The 21,619-nt window shown below is 41.8% G+C and carries 18 protein-coding genes and 1 pseudogene; 4 read left to right on the top strand and 15 right to left on the bottom strand.

All coding sequences use genetic code 11. The features are described 5' to 3' along the window. Positions 1-97 precede the first annotated feature (97 nt). The 4 genes from I8748_RS34105 to I8748_RS34090 all read right to left on the bottom strand — a co-directional run bounded on the left by I8748_RS34105 (position 98) and on the right by I8748_RS34090 (position 7,096). Positions 98-2,263, bottom strand: coding sequence for a peptidase domain-containing ABC transporter (locus I8748_RS34105; protein ID WP_198128896.1), 2,166 nt, complete (start codon positions 2,261-2,263; stop codon positions 98-100). A 120-nt stretch (positions 2,264-2,383) separates the two neighbouring features. Beyond that, the gene (locus tag I8748_RS34100) at positions 2,384-4,201 is read right to left on the bottom strand and encodes an HlyD family efflux transporter periplasmic adaptor subunit (RefSeq protein WP_198128895.1); all 1,818 of its coding nucleotides are present in this window, start codon (positions 4,199-4,201) and stop codon (positions 2,384-2,386) included. A 1,187-nt stretch (positions 4,202-5,388) separates the two neighbouring features. Further along, the gene (locus I8748_RS34095) at positions 5,389-6,099 is read right to left on the bottom strand and encodes a hypothetical protein (protein WP_198128894.1); all 711 of its coding nucleotides are present in this window, start codon (positions 6,097-6,099) and stop codon (positions 5,389-5,391) included. A 289-nt stretch (positions 6,100-6,388) separates the two neighbouring features. After that, positions 6,389-7,096, bottom strand: a complete 708-nt coding sequence (locus tag I8748_RS34090; protein WP_198128893.1) for a diacylglycerol/polyprenol kinase family protein — start codon at positions 7,094-7,096, stop codon at positions 6,389-6,391. Positions 7,097-7,157: 61 nt separating this feature from the next. Between I8748_RS34090 and yidD the strand changes: the two genes are divergently transcribed. Continuing rightward, on the top strand, positions 7,158-7,457 hold the full coding sequence (gene yidD, locus I8748_RS34085; protein ID WP_198128892.1) for a membrane protein insertion efficiency factor YidD: 300 nt from the start codon (positions 7,158-7,160) through the stop codon (positions 7,455-7,457). Between the two features lie 297 nt (positions 7,458-7,754). Beyond that, the gene (locus tag I8748_RS34080) at positions 7,755-9,251 is read left to right on the top strand and encodes a catalase (RefSeq protein ID WP_198128931.1); all 1,497 of its coding nucleotides are present in this window, start codon (positions 7,755-7,757) and stop codon (positions 9,249-9,251) included. Positions 9,252-9,417: 166 nt separating this feature from the next. Here the strand turns inward: I8748_RS34080 and I8748_RS34075 are convergent, their stop codons facing one another. The 10 genes and pseudogenes from I8748_RS34075 to mfd form a co-directional block, all read right to left on the bottom strand. Continuing rightward, positions 9,418-9,621, bottom strand: a complete 204-nt coding sequence (locus tag I8748_RS34075; protein ID WP_198128930.1) for a type II toxin-antitoxin system HicB family antitoxin — start codon at positions 9,619-9,621, stop codon at positions 9,418-9,420. Between the two features lie 9 nt (positions 9,622-9,630). Continuing rightward, positions 9,631-9,822: pseudogene (locus I8748_RS34070) on the bottom strand (hypothetical protein); the annotation flags it as partial. A gap of 187 nt (positions 9,823-10,009) precedes the next feature. Further along, a complete protein-coding gene (locus I8748_RS34065) occupies positions 10,010-10,999 on the bottom strand; it encodes a hypothetical protein (RefSeq protein ID WP_198128891.1) in 990 nt (329 codons plus the stop codon). Positions 11,000-11,053: 54 nt separating this feature from the next. After that, positions 11,054-11,662, bottom strand: a complete 609-nt coding sequence (locus I8748_RS34060) for a hypothetical protein (RefSeq protein ID WP_198128890.1) — start codon at positions 11,660-11,662, stop codon at positions 11,054-11,056. A gap of 207 nt (positions 11,663-11,869) precedes the next feature. Then, positions 11,870-12,250 (bottom strand): PIN domain-containing protein, encoded by a 381-nt coding sequence (locus I8748_RS34055; RefSeq protein WP_198128889.1) that lies wholly within the window; start codon positions 12,248-12,250, stop codon positions 11,870-11,872. Positions 12,251-12,259: 9 nt separating this feature from the next. After that, a complete protein-coding gene (locus I8748_RS34050; protein WP_198128888.1) occupies positions 12,260-12,520 on the bottom strand; it encodes a hypothetical protein in 261 nt (86 codons plus the stop codon). Positions 12,521-12,529: 9 nt separating this feature from the next. Next, positions 12,530-13,093: a Uma2 family endonuclease gene (locus I8748_RS34045; protein WP_198128887.1), complete on the bottom strand. Its 564-nt coding sequence runs from the start codon at positions 13,091-13,093 to the stop codon at positions 12,530-12,532. Between the two features lie 66 nt (positions 13,094-13,159). Then, complete coding sequence (locus I8748_RS34040) at positions 13,160-13,348, bottom strand: DUF6887 family protein (RefSeq protein WP_198128886.1); 189 nt, start codon at positions 13,346-13,348, stop codon at positions 13,160-13,162. Between the two features lie 17 nt (positions 13,349-13,365). Continuing rightward, a complete protein-coding gene (locus I8748_RS34035; RefSeq protein ID WP_198128885.1) occupies positions 13,366-13,929 on the bottom strand; it encodes a hypothetical protein in 564 nt (187 codons plus the stop codon). A 43-nt stretch (positions 13,930-13,972) separates the two neighbouring features. Continuing rightward, entirely contained in the window at positions 13,973-17,497 is a 3,525-nt protein-coding gene (mfd, locus tag I8748_RS34030; protein ID WP_198128884.1) for a transcription-repair coupling factor, read from the bottom strand. A gap of 243 nt (positions 17,498-17,740) precedes the next feature. Between mfd and I8748_RS34025 the strand changes: the two genes are divergently transcribed. Further along, the gene (locus I8748_RS34025) at positions 17,741-19,069 is read left to right on the top strand and encodes a hemolysin family protein (RefSeq protein WP_198128883.1); all 1,329 of its coding nucleotides are present in this window, start codon (positions 17,741-17,743) and stop codon (positions 19,067-19,069) included. A 206-nt stretch (positions 19,070-19,275) separates the two neighbouring features. On the opposite strand, the gene I8748_RS34020 is transcribed toward I8748_RS34025, so the two are convergent. Then, positions 19,276-20,457 carry an aldo/keto reductase gene (locus I8748_RS34020; RefSeq protein ID WP_198128882.1) on the bottom strand — a complete coding sequence of 394 codons (1,182 nt, stop codon included), beginning with the start codon at positions 20,455-20,457 and terminating at the stop codon, positions 19,276-19,278. Positions 20,458-20,737: 280 nt separating this feature from the next. Here I8748_RS34020 and I8748_RS34015 point away from each other — a divergent pair, with 280 nt between their 5' ends. After that, positions 20,738-21,448: a hypothetical protein gene (locus I8748_RS34015; RefSeq protein ID WP_214662876.1), complete on the top strand. Its 711-nt coding sequence runs from the start codon at positions 20,738-20,740 to the stop codon at positions 21,446-21,448. Positions 21,449-21,619 lie beyond the last annotated feature (171 nt).

Raw genomic sequence — 21,619 nt, 5'->3', positions numbered from 1 at the left:
TTATATTGATATTAACAGTTTAATAGTTAATTGCAACTAAATCTGTTATTTGTTTATGAGTGATTAAGCAATTATTACAATAATTAAAGCCAAATTTTCACACTGATAAAAACTTCAAATGCTCTCCTTGTTGTGCAAAAAAAGTCTCAATCGTACCTTGCATTTGCACTTGGCCTTTGTCTATTAACACGATCCAATCAGCCCGGTTGACTACACTAGGACGATGGGTGATCAAAATTGTAGTTTTACCTTTTCGATATTCCAAGAGCCGATCCATCACTTGAGATTCACTAACTGGGTCTAATCCCGCAGTTGCCTCATCTAAAATCAGTATAGGTGGATCGGTAAGGATTCCTCTAGCGATCGCTAATCTTTGTCTTTGTCCACCAGAAAGATTTGCCCCAAATTCTCCCAAAACAGTTTGATAGTTATTAGGCAGTTGACTGATAAATCCATCTGCATCAGCAATATGGCAAGCTTTGACTATTTCCTCAAAAGAAATATAAGGCGTTCCTAAGCGAAAATTATCTACAATCGAGCGACTCCAGAAATGAGGTTCTTGGGGTACATAAACTACTTGTTGTCGCAGACAATCTAAGGAAAGGTCTTGACTATTATAAACACCAATACGGATATTGCCAGAGTTAGGTTGATATAAACCTGCTATCAATTTTGCTAAGGTACTTTTACCACAGCCAGATTTACCAATCAAAGCAATAACTTTTCCTCCAGGAAGATTGATAGAAAAATCTTCTAGTAGGTCAACTCTACCAGGATGGTGAAACGTTACATGAAAACAACAGATATCTGCATCAGTTGGAATTTGTGCGATCGGCTTTTGACTACCTCCAACTACTTCTGGTGTAGCATCAATAATTTCTAGTAAGCGCGAGATTGCTGTTTGAGAGCGAAAATACTCATCTGTTAAGCCAACTAGTGAATCAATTAAATTTAAAACATTCACTTGTAAAGTATTAAAAGCCAGCATTTGACCAATGCTTAATTCCCCCTTAATCACCAAAATACTGCCTAATCCTAGTAAAATGACACCACCAATAGTAGTTAGAAAGTTAGCAATAGTATTATTGATAATTCCAATTTGGATAGTACTGAAATTGAGATTGGCAAGGCGGCCAAAACGACTTTGAAATTCATCCCAAAATTGAGGAGCTGCATTTGTGGTTTTCAGTACCTGTGCGCCCTTAAAAGTTTCTACTAAAACACCTTGATTTTCTGCTCCCAACACTAAAAGATTACGGGTTTTTTGTCGAAGAATGGGTAAAAAAGGTAGGGTGGATAAAGTGATTAAAGCCCCGAATAAGACAACCGCTAGTGTCAACTTCCAGCTATAAAACAACATGAAGCTGAAAGAAACTACTGCAACAAAAAACTGACTGGGTAAAAGCACCACAATCTGCGATACCAACTGATTGATTTCATTGATATCTCGCAGCCGGCTGGTGATTTCGCCACTACGCCGTCCCTCGTAGAAATTTAAGGGTAAGTGCAAAATTTTCCGTCCAAACTCCAAGACTAATCCTAATTGCAACCGTTGCCCAAAGTGAGCAATCATAATGCCTTGCAGTACTCGCAGACTACTGCTGAATAACGTCATAACCACAACAGCTGCCACCACAACAGTGAGTAACTGTGTGTCTCCACGTACCAAGACATCATCTGTGAGTATTTGGATCAAGATGGGAGTACCCAAACCGAGTAAACCCAACACAGCGTTAATCATTAAAACATGAGTCAGCAAACCACGATAAGGCCAGATGCGCTTAAAAAAGCGTCCTAAGCCACCCTTTGGTTCTTCTTGAGGCTGATCAGAAAAGCGGTCTGGATCTGGCTCTATTAAGAGCATGACTCCATTCCAAGCGATCGCTAACTCTTGTCGGTTGACATAACGAAGTCCCACCGCTGGATCTGCAATTATGTACTTTTTGCCCTTTTTACCGTATAAAACAACCCAGTGATAACCTTTCCAATGTATGATTGCAGGCAGCTGCACTTCTTTGATTCTGTCCATAATCGCCGCCGAAGCTTTAACTGCTCTAGTATTAAAACCCAAAGCTTCAGAACCACGTTTTAGCCCTAACAAAGTTGTTCCTAGCTGTCCAGTCCCTACTGCTTCTCGGCTGCGATTAATACTTAAGAACCGTCCATAATATTTGCAAATTGAAGCTAGACAAGCAGCCCCACAGTCTTCTTCACTCAACTGTAAAACACACTGGTAATTTTTAAGTTTGAATAGACCAAACATATTAAATGGGAATTGGGTATTGGGAATTGGGGATTGGGTATTGGGAATTGGGGATTGGGTATTGGGTATTGGGGATTGGGTATTTGGAAAATCTTTCCCCAGTCCCCAGTCCCTAGTCCCCTAAATATCTGTGATTAATCTCGCTTTTCGCAGAATGAAGTGAAGTACTGTTTCCTGATGGGAAATAATATCAGCTCTACCTTCCATTCCAGGTTTGAGATCACACTGGCGATCGCTTCTACCTACATACGTACTTTGTGGCTCAATTGTTACCTCGTAGGCTTGAAGTGGAACACTTGCAATTGCGTTATTTTTTTCCATAGGTAAGGCATCTGGTGCAACTGTTTTAACTGTTCCCTTAAGGGTGCCGTAGTCTGGATAGGGGCAAGCAGAAACCTGCATCTGCACTTGTTGACCTGCTTTTACTTTGTCAATATCTTGAGCTGGCACTAGGGTCTTGATTAACATCGGCGCATTGAAAGGAGCAATCTGAGCAATAGCTTCTGTTGGTTGTACTACTTGCCCAGGATTACGAAGTTTGAGTTGTAATAAAGTACCCGTGATTGGAGAGCGAATTACACTCTTACTCAAATCATTTTCTATTTGTTGTAGTTCTTTGCGAGTGCTATCAAGTTGCTTGAAAAATTCTAGACGTTGCTGCAAGAGAGTTTCTCTTTCTTTTTTCAAAGCGGCTAGAGTAGCCTCACCTTGTGCCTGTTCTTGCCTAATCCGTTCAAATGCCACAATGACGGAAGCATCATTAGGATTGATAGCTGTTTTCGCCTTTTCTAGGTTAGTTTGGGCGATTTGCAAGGCTTGGTCTTTTTCTTCTATGAGGTTTTTAGCGTTAGCTTTAGCTTGTTCTAGCTTTGCATATGCAGATTTCACTGTTTGGTCTTTTTCTTCTGTGAGATTTTTAGCGTTAGCTTTAGCTTGTTCTAGTTTTGTATATGCAGCTTTCACCGCTTGGTCTTTTTCTTCTAAGAGGTTTTTAGCATTAGCTTTAGCTTGTTCTAGCTTTGTATATGCAGATTTCACCGCTTGTTCTTTTTCTTCAAATAAATTACGAGAAATTGCTCCCGATGCTACTATTGGCTGCAATCGATTTCGTTGTACTTTTGCTAAGGTAAAAGCTGCTTGTGCTTCTTGCACAGTTGCCGTTAAGAGTTTGTCTTGCCGTAAGCGATCGCGTTGCACCTTTGCTAAGTTAAAAGCTGCTTGTGCTTCTTGCAAGCTTGCTATTAAGGCTTTTTCTCGCTGCAAGCGATCGCGTTGTACCTTCGCTAAAGTCAAAGCTGCTTCTGTTTCTTCTACGGTTGCTGTTAAGACTTTTTCTCGCTGTAATCGTTCTCGTTGCACTCTGGCTAAGGTCAAAGCTGCTTGTGCTTGTGTCATATCTGCTGTAGCTTTAATTTGCTCATCTTCATGGTTGCGTTGATTACCACGTAGCTGAGCTTGTGCAGCTATAATCGTGCGGTTAATTAAATTTGTCTGAGCTGCAATCTGAGTATTAATTTCACTGATTTGAGCATCAATTTGATTTAGCTGCAATTGACTCTGCTGAATATTGCTTTCTAATTGGCTTTTTTGAGTCCGAAGCCGCGAATCATCAACATAAGCAATAGCTTCTCCTTGGGTTACTATTTGATTGTCTTTAGCCTCAATTTTTTGAACACTCCCAGTAATGGCAGACTCAACAACCCGCAGTTCTCCTACAGGTCGGATAGTTGCAGGGACTTTGACTGTAACTTTGTAATTCAGAATTGATGTCAGGCTAATTCCTACCACAAAGATAGTTAGCAGTACACCTCCGCCAATATTTGTCCATTTACCGATATGGGGGAGAAATTCATGAGTTTCAATTTCTGGCAGTTGCTCTAAAATCGGTTCATTTAACCTATGCCAAAAATTGTTTTCATCTTGATTTAGGGTGTTCACGGCACTGCACCTTTTTTAGAAGGAGAAGGGAAGAAGGGGAGATGAGGAGCAGGGGAGAACTCCTGAAAATGACAAATGACAAATGACAAATGACAACTAACTCCCAATTTTCTTGTTGACGATGTATTTTCCTAAATGGTGAAATGCTGACATATATGGCTAACACTAGCCACAATCATGCTTGATGATGGTCTATAATCGAAAAAGGGGGACGAGAAGGGTATGTACGACATCCAAAAATTATCTTTCTCAAGCTTTAAACGTGGGCAACACGTTGAAAAAACGGAGGAAAACGCTCAAACTCCCTCAAAGTCCTCACTTACGTTGAGCGAGTAGTAATAACTTCCTCCACCCCCTTTTTATATGCCATAAAGCAATTCCTACGATTTATTCGCAGAACTTAGCATTTTACTCACCATTTAGACAGCCTCTTCAGTATACAAAGGCAAAGCAGACACAAATAATTTGTAAATTTTCGGTAGAAAAATCAAGAGGAAATAAAAAAACAAATGGCTGTTGAGTGTTGACCGTTAAATGTGAACAATCAACAACTTCAAGCGGCATAATTTATTTCTAGGAGTTCCCTAGAATAGTTGCATAATCTAAGCCTCTAATGCTTGTAACAACGGCTCTAGGCAAGCATCAGAAATTATCTAATAATGTCTAAAACTATTACCGTTCGGTAATTACGAATCACGCAAAGCGGTACTAGCCGTTTAAGGGAATCATCTTAAAATCGAAATTAGTCGCTAGAAGTTTTTGTTGTTTATCAGATAATGTGATTAACAACACATATGCAATTATTCGATGTGACATGATTTTTTGCCTCACTACGCAATTAGGTGAGTAGACCACCTTAAGTACCCAACTATAAGCACTGTTTGTCAGGATTTCATAAATCTAGAGGTAGAAATTCAACATCTAGATTTACTTCTCAAAGTAGATATTAAATCTGCTATTTTTTGTAGATATACGAATACCCTTAGAGTAGGTATGGTCAGTAATTAATGTTTTTGAAACTATCTAAAGAATTTAGATAGATATTCACCAATTTTAGGTAGTAAAGGAAATGGGGGAGATAGAGGAGATGGGGGAGATGAGGAAGATGAGGGAGATTAAAACTCTTAACTCTTAACTCCTAACTCCTAACTCCTAACTCTTAACTCCTAACTCCCAATTCCTAACTCCTAATTCTTAACTCGCTGAAGATCAGCTAATTGTCGCCGCTGGTTCTGGTGTTGATTAAACAACTTTTGTTCTGGGGTTAATAAATCTGAGTCTATTGGGGGGCGCATATCCCATTGCAATTCTGCCATGATCAATAAACTGATCATCATTACTAGGCCAGTAGTGAAAAACTGCCATTCACTAAAATAGGGAATAATTGCCATTCCCAGCAGGTGAATAAGCGCCATTAGTAAAAACGCCCGCGATCGCAAGGCTAATACTGTACACAAATAGCCAATACTAGTCAATCCTAACCATAGGGGACACAGACGCATCAACACTTCTCCCCAACCTAGAAAAATGCTCAAGTCGGTTAGAACAACACCTCCTAGCATCAAAATCACCCAACAATACACTAGCCAACGCACCTTTTCTACACTCGCCCAAAACCAAGTCAAAACTACCATAGCAATGGAACCGACTAAGGTAAGGGTTGACCACCAAATTGCTTGTGTATCCCAGCTAATCGCTAGAAACTGGGCTGTGAGAAATATACCTGCACATATTAAACCCCAAAGGATAAAAACCTGATCTATTCGAGTGTAAAACCCTGAAAATACTCTAATACTGCCAACTTTCAAATTCAGACATACTAAACCTTGCAAGTCTTGAATATCTAAAGCTTCCTGTTTATCGCGCAACAGGGGTTGAGAAAAAGGTGAAACAGTCATCTAAATTTTATGTCTTAAGATAGTTGTGTTTATGAACAATTTTGATGTAATGCTTGAGAAATGCTAACAAATAATCAAGCAATTTACCCAAGATTTTTCAAAAATGGGTAAGTAAATATTCTTGAAGCGCGATCGCACTATCTTTAAAGGGAGTAGAGAGTAGGAAGATGGGGAGATGAGGAGGATGAGGGAGAGAACAGAGCAGGGGAAGCAGGGGAGAAATAACTAATTCCCAATGCCCAATGCCCCATGCCCAATTCCCAATTCCTTCGTATTTATTGATGCCTATTTAGTTGAGTGACAATAGCTGAATCAATGTAAAGGCAATAGCTGCACTGCCTAAAGGTACTGTTAAATTATCTACACCCCATAAAGATATAGCTTCTAAGCCAGTAGCCACTAGAGCGATCGCTAACGATACGACCCATGTCTGCCAAATGTTACCTTCTACACTCAGTAAAATCAAACTACTGACCAAGTAGCTAACCAAGGTCATAGTTAACGAGCCTTCCCAGCTTTTTTGGCTACCAAAAACTTTATACTTATGTTTACCAAAATTTTGCCCAATCAGAGCCGCTAGTCCATCTCCCCATGCCATCACCATAATCCCGATGGCTGCGTACTGGGGCTGTTGTAAGTGCCAAAACCAAGCAATTAAAATGCCAATACTAACAGCATAGAAAAATGTCCCTAAGCTTTGGCGACCCACGCTGTTAATGCCAGGGAGAATAGGAAATCGATATGATAACAAAGTGATGGCACTGGCGACAATTGAAGCCGTAATGCCTACACTCGCAGGTACATCCAGCCACCAAGCAAGCATTATGACGTTGCCAGTGCCAATATGAACTATCTTTCGTACTACTTCTGGATCATCGGTGGCAAAGCGCTTGATTACCCATGCGATTAGGAGAATGAGTAATACCCAAACTGCAACTATAGCAATTTGCTGCCACAAAGCTGGAATTGGGATTAAGTCAGCAACTGAAGTCAACAAAGATGTTAGGGGATGGAAATTTTTAGCTCTGTTACTAATTTATAAGATTTGGACTACTGTAATGAAACTATTATTCATTTGGTTGATTCGGGGCTACAGAATGTTTATTTCGCCATTGTTTCCCCCTACTTGTCGCTTTCAACCAACTTGTTCTATGTATGCTATCCAAGCAATTGAAAGATTTGGTGCATGGCGCGGTGGGTGGATGGCGGTGTGGCGCATCTTGCGTTGTCATCCATTTCATCCGGGTGGTTACGACCCAGTGCCAGAGGTTGTAGCAAAAGCTACTAATTCATGTTGCACTCACATTCACTTAGATTCTGAGAAAAATACAACACAACAGACTAATACCAACGAATAAGCGACGGAGCAGGGGAGCAAGGGAGCAGAGGGGAGGAAAACCTACTACGTTAAACAGCAACTTAGTATAACAAATAAAAAATATCTCCCTGCTCACAGTCATCAGGAGCCAGCGCTGTGCGGGGGTTCCCCCCGTTGAGGCGACTGGCGTCCATCAGTCATCGACAATACCCAAATTCTAAAAATATTCAAAAGATATTCAAATTACCCTTGTCAAGTCATAGTCGTTATGACTACGATAAAATAACTTATGGATGGTAAGTATTTAATAACCTCGACCAAAGGAATGATTGACGGTATGAGTGAAGATAAGAAGTTAACTACGGCAACAGGGTGTCCAATTTTTGATAACCAGAACTCAATCACAGCTGGGCCGCGTGGGCCGCTGCTGATGCAAGATGTGCAACTGTTGGAGCAGATGCAGCAGTTCAACAGAGAACGGATTCCAGAAAGAGTAGTTCATGCTAAAGGTTCTGGTGCTTATGGAACATTCACAGTCACTCGTGCTATTCCTGAATACACCAAAGCCAAGTTTCTCTCAGAAGTAGGCAAGCAAACAGAAGTGTTTTTGCGTTTCTCTACTGTGGCTGGGGAAAGAGGGGCCGCTGATGCTGAACGCGATGTGCGTGGCTTTGCAGTGAAATTTTACACCGAAGAAGGTAACTGGGATTTGGTGGGTAACAACACACCGGTTTTCTTCATCCGCGACCCGTATAAATTTGCTAATTTCATTCACACACAAAAGCGTCATCCACAAACCAACCTACGGGACGCTAACATGCAGTGGGATTTTTGGTCATTGAACCCGGAATCGCTGCACCAGGTGACAATATTATTTAGCGATCGCGGTTTGCCTGCTAGTTATCGTCACATGAATGGCTATGGTAGCCACACATTGTCCTTTGTGAATGCAGCAGGTGAAAGATTCTGGTGCAAATTCCATTTCAAAACCCGTCAGGGCGTTAAAAATATTACAGGAGAAGAATCTGCCAATCTCATCGGCATTGACCGCGAATCACACCAACGGGATTTATTTCAGGCAATTGAACGCGGCGAGTATCCCAGTTGGACAGTTAAAGTCCAAATCATGACTGATGAACAAGCTAAAACCTTTAAGTGGAACCCGTTCGACTTAACTAAGGTCTGGCCTCACAAAGAATATCCCTTGATGGAAATTGGCATTTTGGAGCTAAACCGCAATCCTGTAAACTATTTTGCTGAAGTCGAGCAAGCAGCATTTAGTCCTTCCGTATTTGTACCAGGTATTGGCCCCAGCCCTGACAAAGTGTTACAAGCGCGGCTGATGTCCTATCCAGATGCTCAGCGTTACCGTATCGGCACCAACTACCAGCAATTGCCTGTTAATCAGCCTCGCTGTCCAGTCTATCATTATCAAAGAGATGGTGCTTTATCTACAGGCTACGGTGGCAGCAGCCCTAATTATTATCCCAACAGCGACAGCAGCACCCCCAAAGAAGCACCTGAATATCGGGAACCTGGCTTAGCTCTTGGTGATGTAGTTGCTGATCGCTATGACTCCCGCGATCAGGATGATTATACCCAAGCAGGTAATCTCTGGCGAATATTCTCTGAAGATGAGAAAAATCGCACAGCCAAAGCGATCGCAGGAGCGCTAAGTGGAGCGCGACAAGATATTCAAATGCGGCAACTTTGCCACTTCTTCCGGGCTGATATGGATTACGGACAGCGTGTGGCTAAGGCATTGAACATTGACATTGATCCGAGTTTCTTACAACAGAACCAACAGAACAATCCTCAGCCTGTAACAGCTTAGAGACTTCCAATTAAAAAAGTCACCATTTGTAGGGTGCGTTGTTGCGAAGCGCAACGCACCATCAATCTTGGTAAGATAGTAGAATATGCTATAGCTAATATAGTCTACATTGATTGAAGAATTTATTTTTTAGCAATCCTTTAATTGGTAATTATAAAGTTACATTTTATCTGTCAAAGTTATTTTCTGGGACAAGTAAGCCATCTTCTTTAAGGACAGTAACATAACCTGAAATAGCCTCCTTAATGTTTAAGAGAGCTTCTTCTTTAGTATTGCCTTGACTAATACAACCTTTGAGGCTTGGACATTCCACAATCCAGTAGCCATCTTCATCCCGATACATGATTACTTGCCTCAAATTCTGGCTCATGCTTACATGGGTTTTACCTGCGCGGTATTCAGCCATTGCGTCGGCTGCAAGTTTAGCAAGTATATCTGGAGAACGGGCAAAAGCTTCATCCCAACGGCGTTCATCTTCTAGTTCTGCCAAAATCATCGCCGCGATCGCATCTTGTTCAGTGGCAGGTAAAGTTTTTAGTTTGGCGATCGCTTGTTCTAGTAGCTCAGTCATTGCTATCAATGGTTACGAAAGTCATACTATAAAGTTATCATCGCTTAACTTTTTTGATATTACTGATCAAACAATAGATATCGAGAGCGATCGCTTTCACTAGCAAAAGTATTAAAGTTTGAGTAGAAGCAACTTTTGGGTTTGTTGGTGTTAAAACAAATTAAGTTGAAGGCGATCGCACTAATTATTACAAAAGTTGAGGATTGATTTTAAGATCATCAGTGAATAAAGACAGTTGAACTCCTGCCTTAAGCCTTCTCTGTTTTGCTACTTTTCTAAGTCGCTTATCTGCTGTGTACACATTCTCAATAATGGGTACTGGTTGCGGTATGTGTTCAGGAAGATAAAGCTCAAAAGCAATACGAACAGCTTCTACTGGGTGCTTATCCTTATGACGAATCTGATTAGTTGTTAGCCGGCTGAGGGTTGAGTAATCGATCAACGGATGAGTATCATAGTGATCTCGAAGCGATACACTTCGAGATAATTTGTTTTGCTCTCGGATCTCTCTTGCTTTTAAACCTTGCAAAAGCTTGTTCATTGCATCATGAGTATCAGAAAAAAGCTTCGGACACAAACAATGATGCTTTTGACCATATTCTTTAATAGCTAATTTTAGTTCAGGATATTTCTCAAGCCGTAGAATTTCTCTAACGCTGAAACGCACTCTATGTGCCTCAAATTCAAGCTCAAAGTTATCTTCTACTGAGGACGAAGAGCGAGAGCTAGATTTCCATCCAGTTTTTTTGTGGATGAAAAGTCGCATCCCCAAATGTTTGATCAGATCCAAAGTTTGTTGAGCCTTGGCTTGACTTTCTTTGTTTACTTGCTTTGAGTATGAGGCATAGTATTCAATCATAGCTGCACAAAAACCATCCGCCAGAATATTTCTGCCTTCAATATCAAAGTATCCTGTTAGAACAAGATCACAACCGGCAAAAGGTTTCAAGCACTCTGGTAAAGAATTTTCAGCTGGATCAGCTTGCTGCACTCTTTTGACCCATTTTGAGACTCTTTGGTGTGTCACTCCCAGAAATCTAGCTAATCCAGAATGAGACATTCCAGATTGTCCTGTGGCTTTGACGGTGAAGTACTCTGCACCATCAGGATCGACATGGCGCAGTAGGTCATCTGAGTAACTATCTCTACCACCGAGTCGTGCTGCAAGTTGAGGCATAAAAATTCTCCTTGTATTTGATTAACTTTGATTTATGACACGGGTAGCTAAACCTTAATTGTTTGTGCGGTTTCCATTGGTTGAAAAATGTGGGGTAACTACATTTTTATCCCTCAAATATGCTACTTGGGTTGAAGCGAAAGAACCGCGTCCTATTTGTTGCCATCTCCCTTCTCTAGCCCCTCGACGCAATTCAGTAGATAACGAATTTCTCGCACGCACATACTCATCATTGTCCTGTGTAATAAATATTGCTCGTGCAATTTCATCAGCAGTCAGAGCCTCATTACGTCTATTCAAAACAATTTCAGCTACCTCTGCTAACGTTTTGTTTGCAAATTCGGCGCGTAGCATTTCTTTCGGAGAACGCTTGTTATCATCTCCTACCCCATATTTGGTATTGTCGGCAAATATTAGATTGTTTGTTTGACTTTGGTTAGACTCTCCGTTAGAACTTTGATCAGAGTTAAGCATTATAGAGGTATCTTGACTCAGGGCATCGGTATTAGCCTTCTCGTGTATGTTTAACATCAACTTAAAATATTCAATGTCGGCTCGTAGCTGAGATACGCGTACTTCAGCTTCAGTCAAGGCAGACATCTTCTCTTCTATTTGCTTGTGTAACCACCTAATGTGTTGTTGACGGGCAGTATCGTAACTCATAAGCTTGCCCCTAAACAAATATACAACTTGTAAAAACAAGCATAACAAATAAAAAACAAAATAGGTATGTCAAAGTTTACTGAATTAAACAAATTTGTTAGTTAGAGGACTAATCAAACCACAGCTACTCAACGTAGATGTTCAGCCGGTTGCAGTACGGGGTTTATATCTTGTTTTTACTTAAAACTTCGCAGTGTTGGGTCACTGTTAGCGTGTATAAGGCTTTACCATAATCAGACCAGGAATAACACAGTAATGTTTGATATTAAATGTACAAAGTGTTGCGCCTCGGCCAACAGCACAAGCACCTATCAAGGCATCTAACAAACCTAGACTGTGTAACAAATGGTAGGCTGTGAAGTCTGACAAGGCGCGAGTCAAATCAGCCTCAGTTGCCCATACTATCGGTAACGGGGCAACAAGTTTGAGGGCATTACGCAGCTGTTGCTTGTTTTGAGCGTCTTGGATCAGTTCCATGACCACAAAGCCTGGCACACTGGGCAATTCTGGTAGACTGGCAAACCAAGTTATAGCAGGAGCATGACCTCGTTGAATATCAATCAAAACGTCAGTATCTAATAGATACATTAACTTTACCTATGCTCTCTCACGGGTTTCCGCTTCATGACGTAACTTGCGAGCGTAGGCTTGACTGTCTGTAATATCAGGTCGTGAGTTGATCACACCTTCGCTTTGCCAATAAGCGACTAGTTCGGCTCCTGTTTTGGGTGGATTTCCTATAACCTGCCTTATAGAAAGAATACGGAGAATGTATTCAGAAAGAGTCAAGTTTAGCTGAGAAGCTTCATTACAAAGCTGGTTTTCTAGCTCTGGGGGCAAATCAAGATTAATACTCATTTTAACTTTCTACTCTAATAGCCAACCGAATAAATTACCCACCGTAAGCTGTAAATCACTGGCAAAAGATGGCACAGGAATTACCTGCTCTGCCTCATCAAACAACTCTGGTGGCTGGTTTGAAAAATATACAAATACTACTCTTTCACTTGGGTCAATTAACCAAACCATTTGAGTGCCATGCTTCAAAGAATGCAATATTTTAGCAATAACCTTACTTTGGCTTTGCTCAGGAGAAAGGATTTCAATAATCCAATCGGGTGCTAGTGCAAAAATATTAGCAATACCCCCATTTTCATTTCGAGGAATTCTCTCCCAGAGAAACACAGATACATCTGGAACAATCACAAGCCCTGCAAAAATGCAGCGTAACTCTGGAAAAGCCCGCGCAATTTTCTGCGGCTTAGTAACTCCATTGATGGTAATAATTAGTTCACCTTGAATTGTACTGTGTTCACCCTGTGGCATGGATTTCTGAATAATATGACCATCAATGTACTCACTGGCAGGTTTAGTTTCTGGTAGTTTGAGAAACTCCTCTAATGTCAAAGTTTTAGATGGTATCTGTACCATTGGTAACTACTTATACTCCCACTAATGACAAATAATACATCATGCTAAATGTTGATATAGTTCTTGTTACTCAGTTTGGTTTAACTTCTTTCTAAAAATTGCTTCGACTTCAGTTTTGGGATCGGCAAGGTCGAAAGGATATGGTTGACGATTGGCTGGATTACGGCGACTCATCAAGACTTCTAATGCCGCCTGGAAAGCTTGCTGATCATTTCTGTGTTCAGAAAGGTACTGTTTTAACTCAGTATTTGTCATCTCAAATAGATTCAATGTTAGAAGCCCCACACTGCTAGTTGATAAACCACCTCATCAGGGTTTGGATCTACTTCTAAATAACCAGAATAATTGTTGATCACAATTCCTGCGTTGAAGTTTGCTGCAACTACTCCAACAGATTTTGGATTGTGTTTAACCTTGGGGTTGAAACTGTTTGTTTTCCACTTGCATTGAAACAACTCGTACAAATGCTGCCGAACCCATCCGAACGGAACTTGATAAAGCGGACTATCTGCAAATGGATATAAAAACGCTTCTTCTTGGTCGTGTTTATCTCCTACTGATATTGCTGCCTCTATTAACTGTTCAGTCCAACTGAACTCTTGGTAACTGTAGCCTTCGGGTACATGATAGTCGAATTTACCATCTTCTGTAAGTTCGCGCACAATACCGTTAGGTTCAATATAAAACATCCACACAATTTCATCCCGTTTAGGGGACTGAACATAGAGGCAGCGTTCCAAATAGATGCCTAAACAATCTGGAACTGCAGCTAAGTATTCTTGTCGCAACAACCTTTGGTGATTGCTAGCCAGTTTTAATTTAAGTAAGTCTGACATAGGGTTTGACTTGATGATTAATTTTTTAAGGTTCAACTACTAATCAAACCACAACTGCTTCTGCGATCGCACCTTGCATTTTCCCCAGAGCATCAATTAAACTCTGCAATTGTTGGTCTGCTTTGAGAACTGCTAAACCACGCACTGTCACTTTTCCAGGTGAATAAACAAAGCGGGTTTTGAGATGTTCTGGTAAATTTCCCGCTAACAAATTCCAAGCAGGTTCTTCCATTGGCGTTTCTAAAATTATGTGCTGTTTATTCTCTGGTTTAATGCGGCTAAATCCTAACTTTTTCGCTAACTGTTTGAGTTCCATTACACGCAAAAGTTGATTAGCTGGTACTGGTAAAGTACCATAGCGATCGCCCCAATCGGCTGCAATTTCTGCTAATTCTTCTTTAGATTTTGCCCCAGCTACGGCACGATACGCGCTCATCTTTTGATCCAAGTCGGGGATGTAGTCTGCGGGAATAAATGCTGTGAGGTTGAGGTCAATTTGAGTATCATCAACTTTGGGAATTTCTTGACCTCTAATTTCTCGAATTGATTCCTCTAACATCTCCATATATAAATCAAAACCGATCGCTTCCATTTGACCGGATTGTTCTGCACCTAGCAAGTTACCCACACCCCGAATTTCCATGTCGCGCATTGCCAACTGATAGCCAGAACCTAGTTGAGTAAATTCCTGAATTGCTCGTAACCGCTGCCTGGCTGCATCAGATAATGTCCGCTGTTTGGGGTAAAATAACCAAGCATGGGCTTGAATGCCGGCACGTCCCACACGACCGCGTAATTGATACAACTGTGCCAAACCAAAGCGGTGGGCATCTTCAATTAAAATCGTGTTGACTCGCGGAATATCTAAACCAGATTCAATAATTGTCGTACAAACGAGAATATCTGCTTCACCATTACTAAAGGTGAGCATGGTTGATTCTAACTCGCTTTCATCCATTTGACCGTGAGCGATCGCAAATCTTCCTCCAGGTATCATTTCTCGCAAATTCGCCGTTGTCTCTTCAATTCCTTCTACTCGTGGTACTACGTAAAATACCTGCCCACCTCTGTCTAATTCTTGGCGAATAGCACTACGCACGCTTTCCGGGTTCAGCGGTGCAAGATGGGTTTGAATTGGTCGTCTGGTTGGGGGTGGTGTGGTAATCAAACTCATTTCCCGAATCCCCGACAAGGACATATATAAGGTGCGGGGAATGGGAGTAGCCGAGAGAGTCAGCACATCAACTTGAGTTTTCAAGCTTTTAATTTTCTCTTTTTGGTTAACCCCAAATCGCTGTTCTTCATCCACCACCAGCAGTCCTAAATCTTTGAATGACACGCCTTTGCCTAAAAGTTGGTGCGTACCCACGACTACATCTAATTCACCTGTGGTTAGCCGTTTTTGAATGTTACGACGTTCTTCAGCGCTGCGAAAACGGTTGAGTAAACCAATATTTACAGGATAGGGAGCAAAGCGTTCTTTGAGGGTGTGGTAATGTTGCTGGGTAAGGATAGTTGTAGGTGCTAAAAGTGCGACTTGTTTACCAGCGGTGACAGCTTTGAAAATAGCGCGAATCGCCACTTCTGTTTTTCCGAAACCGACATCACCGCAAACTAAACGATCCATTGGGCGATCGCTTTCCATATCGCGTTTGACATCTTGTACAGCTTTGAGCTGATCCGTGGTAGGTTGATAAGGGAAAGAATCTTCTAGTTCTTCTTGCCAAGGCATATCCGCAGGAAAGGCGAAACCTTCTTGTTTTGTTCTTGCTGCATACAGTTTCAGCAAGTCCACCGCCAACTTTTTAATAGCTTTGCGGACGCGGTTCTTAGTGTTGTCCCAAGCTTTACCAGTCATCTTGTGCAGTTCTGGGGGTTTATCGGCGGTGGCGCGGAACCGAGATAAAGAACCTACTTGGTCAGCAGCAACTCTGAGTAACCCGTCAGCATACTGTATAACTATGTAATCACGGGTTTCATCGTTAATCGTTAAACTTTCCAGCTTGACAAATTTGCCAATACCGTGGCTGCGATGAACAACATAATCACCCGGACGCAGCTTATTGGGGTCAACTTGTTTAGAAGTCGCTTTGCGGCGTTTGCGGATATAGCCGGGAGTCGCCAGAGAATGCTGACCATAAAATTCGCGGTCAGTGACGACAATCAAGCGGTAGGTTGGCAGAATAAAACCTTCGAGTTCAGCCAAACCAGAATATTTCAGAGCTACAGGTGTATGATTAATTTGCAGCTTATCAATGGCTTGGTAGTCTCTGGGATTAGGGATAAACTGAGCCGGACAATCGTGTTCTTGCAATAAGGAAACAGAACGCGAAGGTTGAGCCGAAATCAACCAAATAGAGAAATTGCGATCGCGTTCCTTTCTCAGTGTTTCTGCAAGTTTACCAAACTGATGCGGCGTCACTGGCACAGACCGACTAGCCATATTGATTCCGCTATTTTCCTCTGCCAGTTCCGATAAATATAACGTTTTAAATTGAGTCAAGTCAGCCAAACATTCATCAAAAGACCGATGAATTTTCGGTAAACCACTCACAACTGACCACTGACTACTGACAACTGACCACTGTTCTTCCGAATTCTCTACCCAGCGATCGCTATGAGCATGACATTGTTCTGGCTCATCAATAGCAATTAAAGTATTTTCTGGTAAATAATCTAACAGAGAAGCTGGTTTTTCAAAAGCTAACCCCAAAAAGCGCCGGCTACCTTCTAAGAATGCTGAGTCCTGAGTGGTCAGTTCTGAGTCAGAATTTAACTCAGCAATTAAAGCTTGGAAATCAGGATTGTTTTCCAGCTTTTCTACAATAATGGGAGCAAAACTAGTAGGTGTAAGAATCAACTGGTCGATTTTGTCAAGGGCAGAACGCTGAGTTGCAGCATCAAATTCCCGGATTTTCTCGATTTCATCACCAAACCATTCCAGCCGTACTGGCAATTCCGACGCCACGGGAAAGATATCAACAATATCACCGCGCCGACTCCACTGTCCTTCTGTTTCCACCAGAGGCACACGTTCATAACCCAAAACGGTTATCTTCTCGCTGAAAGTATCAAGGTCATATTCCATACCCCGCTTCAGGGTGAGGCACAGAGGTGTAAAAGCTTCTGGAGGTGGCAAGTGGGGTTGTAGCGCCCCAACAGTAGCCACAATGGCTGTTGATTCATGACCGTTGACTGATGGCTGTTGACCATTGACTGTTGACTGATGACTGTTGACTAAATCCGCCAACACCTGCATTTGTCCCCAAGTCATCTCAGTTTCGGGGTCAAAGGGTTCGTAGGGAGAGGCTTCCGATGTGGGGTAAAAATGTACAGTCTTCCAACCCATCGCTTCTAACTGCGCGTAAACGCGTCCAGCTTCCTCTAGGGTGGCACAGACTACAAATAAATTTCTTGCTGAATTTTGCGCCAATGCCGAAGCTACCAAGCCTTTGGGTAGGCGAGGCATACCATTTAACCGCAAATCTGGTTGCCGATTTAGCTTAGAAAGCAATTCCGTGGTGAGCGGCGATCGCGCCAAGGCACGCACAATAGAAGAAAATGCCATAAGTTTTACTAGAGGAGGAAGTCGTTGCAGATAAGAAAATCTAGAGTCAGTTTATGTCCTCCATTTTAAAAGCGTTCATCGCCCTCTTATTATTTCTGTGGAAGAATATAGCTAATTACTATATGGAAGATACGAAAAATCAAACTGTCACTTTGTAGATAGCCAAAGCAGTTATGACGGCACCTTTAATACTAGATACTAGAGATTGAGCTAAGTTCGCTCTCAATAGCGGCAATTGTAAACATGTCCTCCATCACTTTTGAAATTTTAATCATTTTGGTATTAATTATTGCCAACGGTGTATTTTCGATGTCTGAGATGGCGATTGTCTCAGCGCGAAAAGTCAGGCTACAGCAGCTTGCCAATCAAGGGGACGCTAAGGCGAGGGTAGCATTGAAACTAGCGGAGTCGCCAAATAACTTTTTGTCAACTGTGCAAGTAGGTATTTCACTGATCGGTATCCTCACTGGTGCTTTTGGAGGAGCGACTATTGCCAACAGATTGGCAGTATATGTACGACTTATACCTTTTTTAGCATCTTACAGTGAACCAATTTCTTTCGGGATTGTGGTTTTGCTGATTACCTATTTTTCGTTAATTATCGGTGAATTAGTACCGAAGCGTTTAGCATTGAACAATCCAGAACGGATTGCAGCGATTGTTGCGATTCCCATGCGAGCCTTGGCAGCGATCGCTTCTCCAGCAGTTTACCTTTTAAGTGCTTCTACGGAAATGGTGTTGCGGCTGTTAGGGATTACACCTTCTGTAGAGCCACAAGTTACCGAAGAAGAAATTAAAATCCTGATTGAACAAGGCACAGAGGCAGGTACTTTTGAGGAAGCTGAACAGGATATGGTAGAGCGAGTATTTCGCTTAGGCGATCGCCCTGTCAGCTACTTAATGACACCCCGTCCTGATATTGTCTGGCTGGACTTAGAGGACTCTGCTGAAGAAAACCGTCAGAAAATTGTTGAGAGTGCCTATTCCCGATATCCAGTTTGTCAAGCAGGACTGGACAATGTGCTGGGCGTGATCCCCGTTACCGACTTATTAGCCCGGAGTTTCCGAAGTGAACCCCTAGACTTGACAGTGGGATTGCGACAGCCTGTATTTGTGCCAGAAAGCACCCGTGGCTTAAAGGTTTTAGAACTATTCAAGCAAACCGTCACTCACATGGCGTTGGTAGTGGATGAATACGGCGTAATTCAAGGATTGGTCACTCTTAATGACATTATGAGCGAAATCGTGGGTGATGTGCCAGCTGGCCCTGGACAGGACGAACCACAAGCAGTGCAGCGAGAGGACGGTTCTTGGCTGTTAGATGGCATGTTGGCTGTAGAAGATTTTTTTGAACTTTTCGATATGGAAGAGTGGGAATCAGAAGAACGAGGTAGCTATCAAACCCTGGGAGGCTTTGTCATCACCCATCTCGGTCGTATTCCCGCAGCAGCAGATCATTTTGAATGGCAAGGTATGCGTATTGAAGTCATGGATATGGATGGCAACCGTGTTGATAAAGTGCTAGTTGTGCCAATGGCAAATCAAACTGTGGATACAACAAAATCGGAATAACTGGGAATTGGGAATTGGTAATTGGGAATTGGTAATTGGGAATTGGATTTGACTATTAGTCATCACATCTGACTTATTACCCATTCCCCATTACCCATTCCCCATTACCCATTCCCCATTACCTATTACCCATTACCCATTCCCCATTACCCATTCCCCATTACCTATTACCCATTACCCATTCCCCATCCCCCATCCCCCATTCCCTAACTTCGAGATAGACGTTTAACTTCTTCACCGGCTAAAAGCTGATGGGCTTTGGCTAGAAACTGGGGGATTTTATCAGCATGGGGACTGCGGGCTAGACATTGCCGCAAGTCTAATTCATCTAAGCGATCTGCTTTGTTACCGGGAAACCAGTGACTGCCATTGCCAAGCAGGTTGTAGCGCATTGTGCCATAGTCTACTAAATCGTAGGCGATCGCTAAATTCAACAACCACAAAATTACTCGGATATTTACCTGTCCCGGCGTTTCCTCCCAGCCAGGTAAATTCATATCCCAGGTTTTTACCCAATCTTCTCCCAAAGTGGCGATCGCTTCCTCTTCCAACCTTGCCAAAATTGGTGGCAAAATCTCTGATGAGCGATCTAATAAATCTAAAGTCTTGAGGTGTTCATCAAAATCTTCGGGCTTTGCTGTACCTAAACTCAAGGTATGCACTTTTGGATGGCTCAAACAAAATAAGTCATTAAATACCATTGGACTTAACGGGGCGCAAAGCTTTACTAATTTTTCTGGTGGATTATATAACTTTCCTCCTTTATCTGAAGGGCTAATAATAAACACTCCCATATCATGACGGGTAGCAGCTTCAATTGCCGCCCAATTCCATTGATTAATGTAGTACCAATGCAGGTTTACATAATCAAATTGGTTAGTATTAATTGTCTGTACAATTGTCTCTGTAGATCCGTGGGTAGAAAAGCCAATAAATCTGACTTTTCCCTCTGAACGTAACTGTTGTGCCACTTCCAGGCAACCCCCAGCACGAATGCTGTAGTCTAAAGTTTCAGCATCATTGATACCGTGTAGCCCCAGCAGATCAACATAATCTAGCTGGAGATATCGCAATGATTGTTCAAAAGTCTGCCGAAATTCCTTTGCATCTGCAACCGGGCCAACTTTAGTCTGAACAATTAACTTTTCTCGCTCAAACTTAGGTAATATTCTCCCCAACTGCATTTCTGAGCTACCATAACCACGAGCAGTTTCAATATGGTTTATACCAACCTCAACTGCCCGTTGAATAGTCGCTTCCAAATTTTTTTGATTGTCCGCAGGAATTTCTGACTGTGGGACATCTTGCCATTTGAACTGGTATCTCATGCCGCCGCATGAAAACACTGGCATTTGTAATTCTGTGCGTCCAAATCGTCTATATAGCATTATGTAGATCTTAAAATCCTTGCCAATCTCAAATCTAACAGCACTAATACCGCTAGGTGGAAGTTAGTTGTTATTTGTCAGTTGTCAGTTGTCAGGAGGCAGAAGTAAAGAATTATTTACCTTGTCTCCCTCATCTCCCCCATCTCCCTCATTTTTGCTAATCAACTGTATACCGACTTGATGTACATAATGATACAGTTACATTCAAGGCTTTAGTTCAGATGTTCATCCAAATTCTACAGTTGGGAAAGCACCTGCAATGCACTCTCAAAATAGAATAATGATTCGTCTCAAAGGGCGATTAAATCAATCTCCAAATTCGCTCAAACGGCTATTAACAGGAGATGTTACGCAACGTCTCGCTCGGTTTTTGTTTGTTCGCAAGTCATATAGTTATTTAACAAATCTTAGGCAAAGATTTAACTTGAGTCACTACAAGGACTACTTAAGTACAGGAGTTAATAAAGTTATTTATGACACAGCAGTTGATCAGCTTGTCAAAGAAGTGGATAAAGATGCTGTCTGTTTTGGGCTGCATTTGCCTGATGCAATGGTTGAAGAGATTCTGGACTATGCAATTCACACTGCTTGCATGGAGCCAGGGTATCATAGAACCTTCTTGATGAGTGAACTTGATGAGCATAACTGTTTGCCAGATGGGCATCACGTGATCAGGGCACTGGTGGATGATCTGACTAAATGTCAGGCAATCAATTTAATTGTTCAAGATTCTCGGCTTCTACAAATTGCTAGTGCTTATTTGCGCTACTATCCTACCCAAATTACTAGTCATTTAACTTGGAGCCTTGTATCTAATTTAACGGAAGATGAACTGAAGAAGTGTTATCCCGCGACTAACTTTCATTACGACATAGCAGGATATAACTTTACTACAGTGAACTTTTATATAACTTCTGTGCTAAATGAATACTCTGGATGTCATATTATGGTCAAGGGTTATCATAAAAAAAACCTTTGTGGATACTGTTAAAGTCGGGTCGGCATAGTGACGAAGCAGTATATGCCTACTACGGTCAAGAGAATGAAATTCAGATTACAGGGAAGGCTGGATTTGGCTTTTTTCAAGACCCATCCTGTTTTCACAAAGTCAAAGCACCAACCAGTCAAAACAGACTATTGCTGCAAATTAGATATTCCTAGG

The organism is Amazonocrinis nigriterrae CENA67, from assembly GCF_016056305.1.
GTDB lineage: Bacteria > Cyanobacteriota > Cyanobacteriia > Cyanobacteriales > Nostocaceae > Amazonocrinis > Amazonocrinis nigriterrae.
Note: the sequence above shows the minus strand (reverse complement) of the source record. Positions and strands in the feature narration are given on the sequence as shown.

Excerpts from the sequence above, each read along its gene's own strand:
- I8748_RS34065 (WP_198128891.1), bottom strand. The coding sequence starts at position 10,999 with ATGCCTCAACTTGCAGCACGACTCGGTGGTAGAGATAGTTACTCAGAT.
- I8748_RS34050 (WP_198128888.1), bottom strand. The coding sequence starts at position 12,520 with ATGAGTATTAATCTTGATTTGCCCCCAGAGCTAGAAAACCAGCTTTGT.
- I8748_RS34060 (WP_198128890.1), bottom strand. The coding sequence starts at position 11,662 with ATGAGTTACGATACTGCCCGTCAACAACACATTAGGTGGTTACACAAG.
- I8748_RS34080 (WP_198128931.1), top strand. The coding sequence starts at position 7,755 with ATGAGTGAAGATAAGAAGTTAACTACGGCAACAGGGTGTCCAATTTTT.
- I8748_RS34020 (WP_198128882.1), bottom strand. The coding sequence starts at position 20,457 with ATGCTATATAGACGATTTGGACGCACAGAATTACAAATGCCAGTGTTT.
- I8748_RS34095 (WP_198128894.1), bottom strand. The coding sequence starts at position 6,099 with ATGACTGTTTCACCTTTTTCTCAACCCCTGTTGCGCGATAAACAGGAA.
- I8748_RS34045 (WP_198128887.1), bottom strand. The coding sequence starts at position 13,093 with ATGGTACAGATACCATCTAAAACTTTGACATTAGAGGAGTTTCTCAAA.
- I8748_RS34075 (WP_198128930.1), bottom strand. The coding sequence starts at position 9,621 with ATGAGCCAGAATTTGAGGCAAGTAATCATGTATCGGGATGAAGATGGC.
- I8748_RS34105 (WP_198128896.1), bottom strand. The coding sequence starts at position 2,263 with ATGTTTGGTCTATTCAAACTTAAAAATTACCAGTGTGTTTTACAGTTG.
- I8748_RS34025 (WP_198128883.1), top strand. The coding sequence starts at position 17,741 with ATGTCCTCCATCACTTTTGAAATTTTAATCATTTTGGTATTAATTATT.
- yidD (WP_198128892.1), top strand. The coding sequence starts at position 7,158 with ATGAAACTATTATTCATTTGGTTGATTCGGGGCTACAGAATGTTTATT.
- I8748_RS34035 (WP_198128885.1), bottom strand. The coding sequence starts at position 13,929 with ATGTCAGACTTACTTAAATTAAAACTGGCTAGCAATCACCAAAGGTTG.
- I8748_RS34055 (WP_198128889.1), bottom strand. The coding sequence starts at position 12,250 with ATGTATCTATTAGATACTGACGTTTTGATTGATATTCAACGAGGTCAT.
- I8748_RS34040 (WP_198128886.1), bottom strand. The coding sequence starts at position 13,348 with ATGACAAATACTGAGTTAAAACAGTACCTTTCTGAACACAGAAATGAT.
- mfd (WP_198128884.1), bottom strand. The coding sequence starts at position 17,497 with ATGGCATTTTCTTCTATTGTGCGTGCCTTGGCGCGATCGCCGCTCACC.
- I8748_RS34015 (WP_214662876.1), top strand. The coding sequence starts at position 20,738 with ATGATTCGTCTCAAAGGGCGATTAAATCAATCTCCAAATTCGCTCAAA.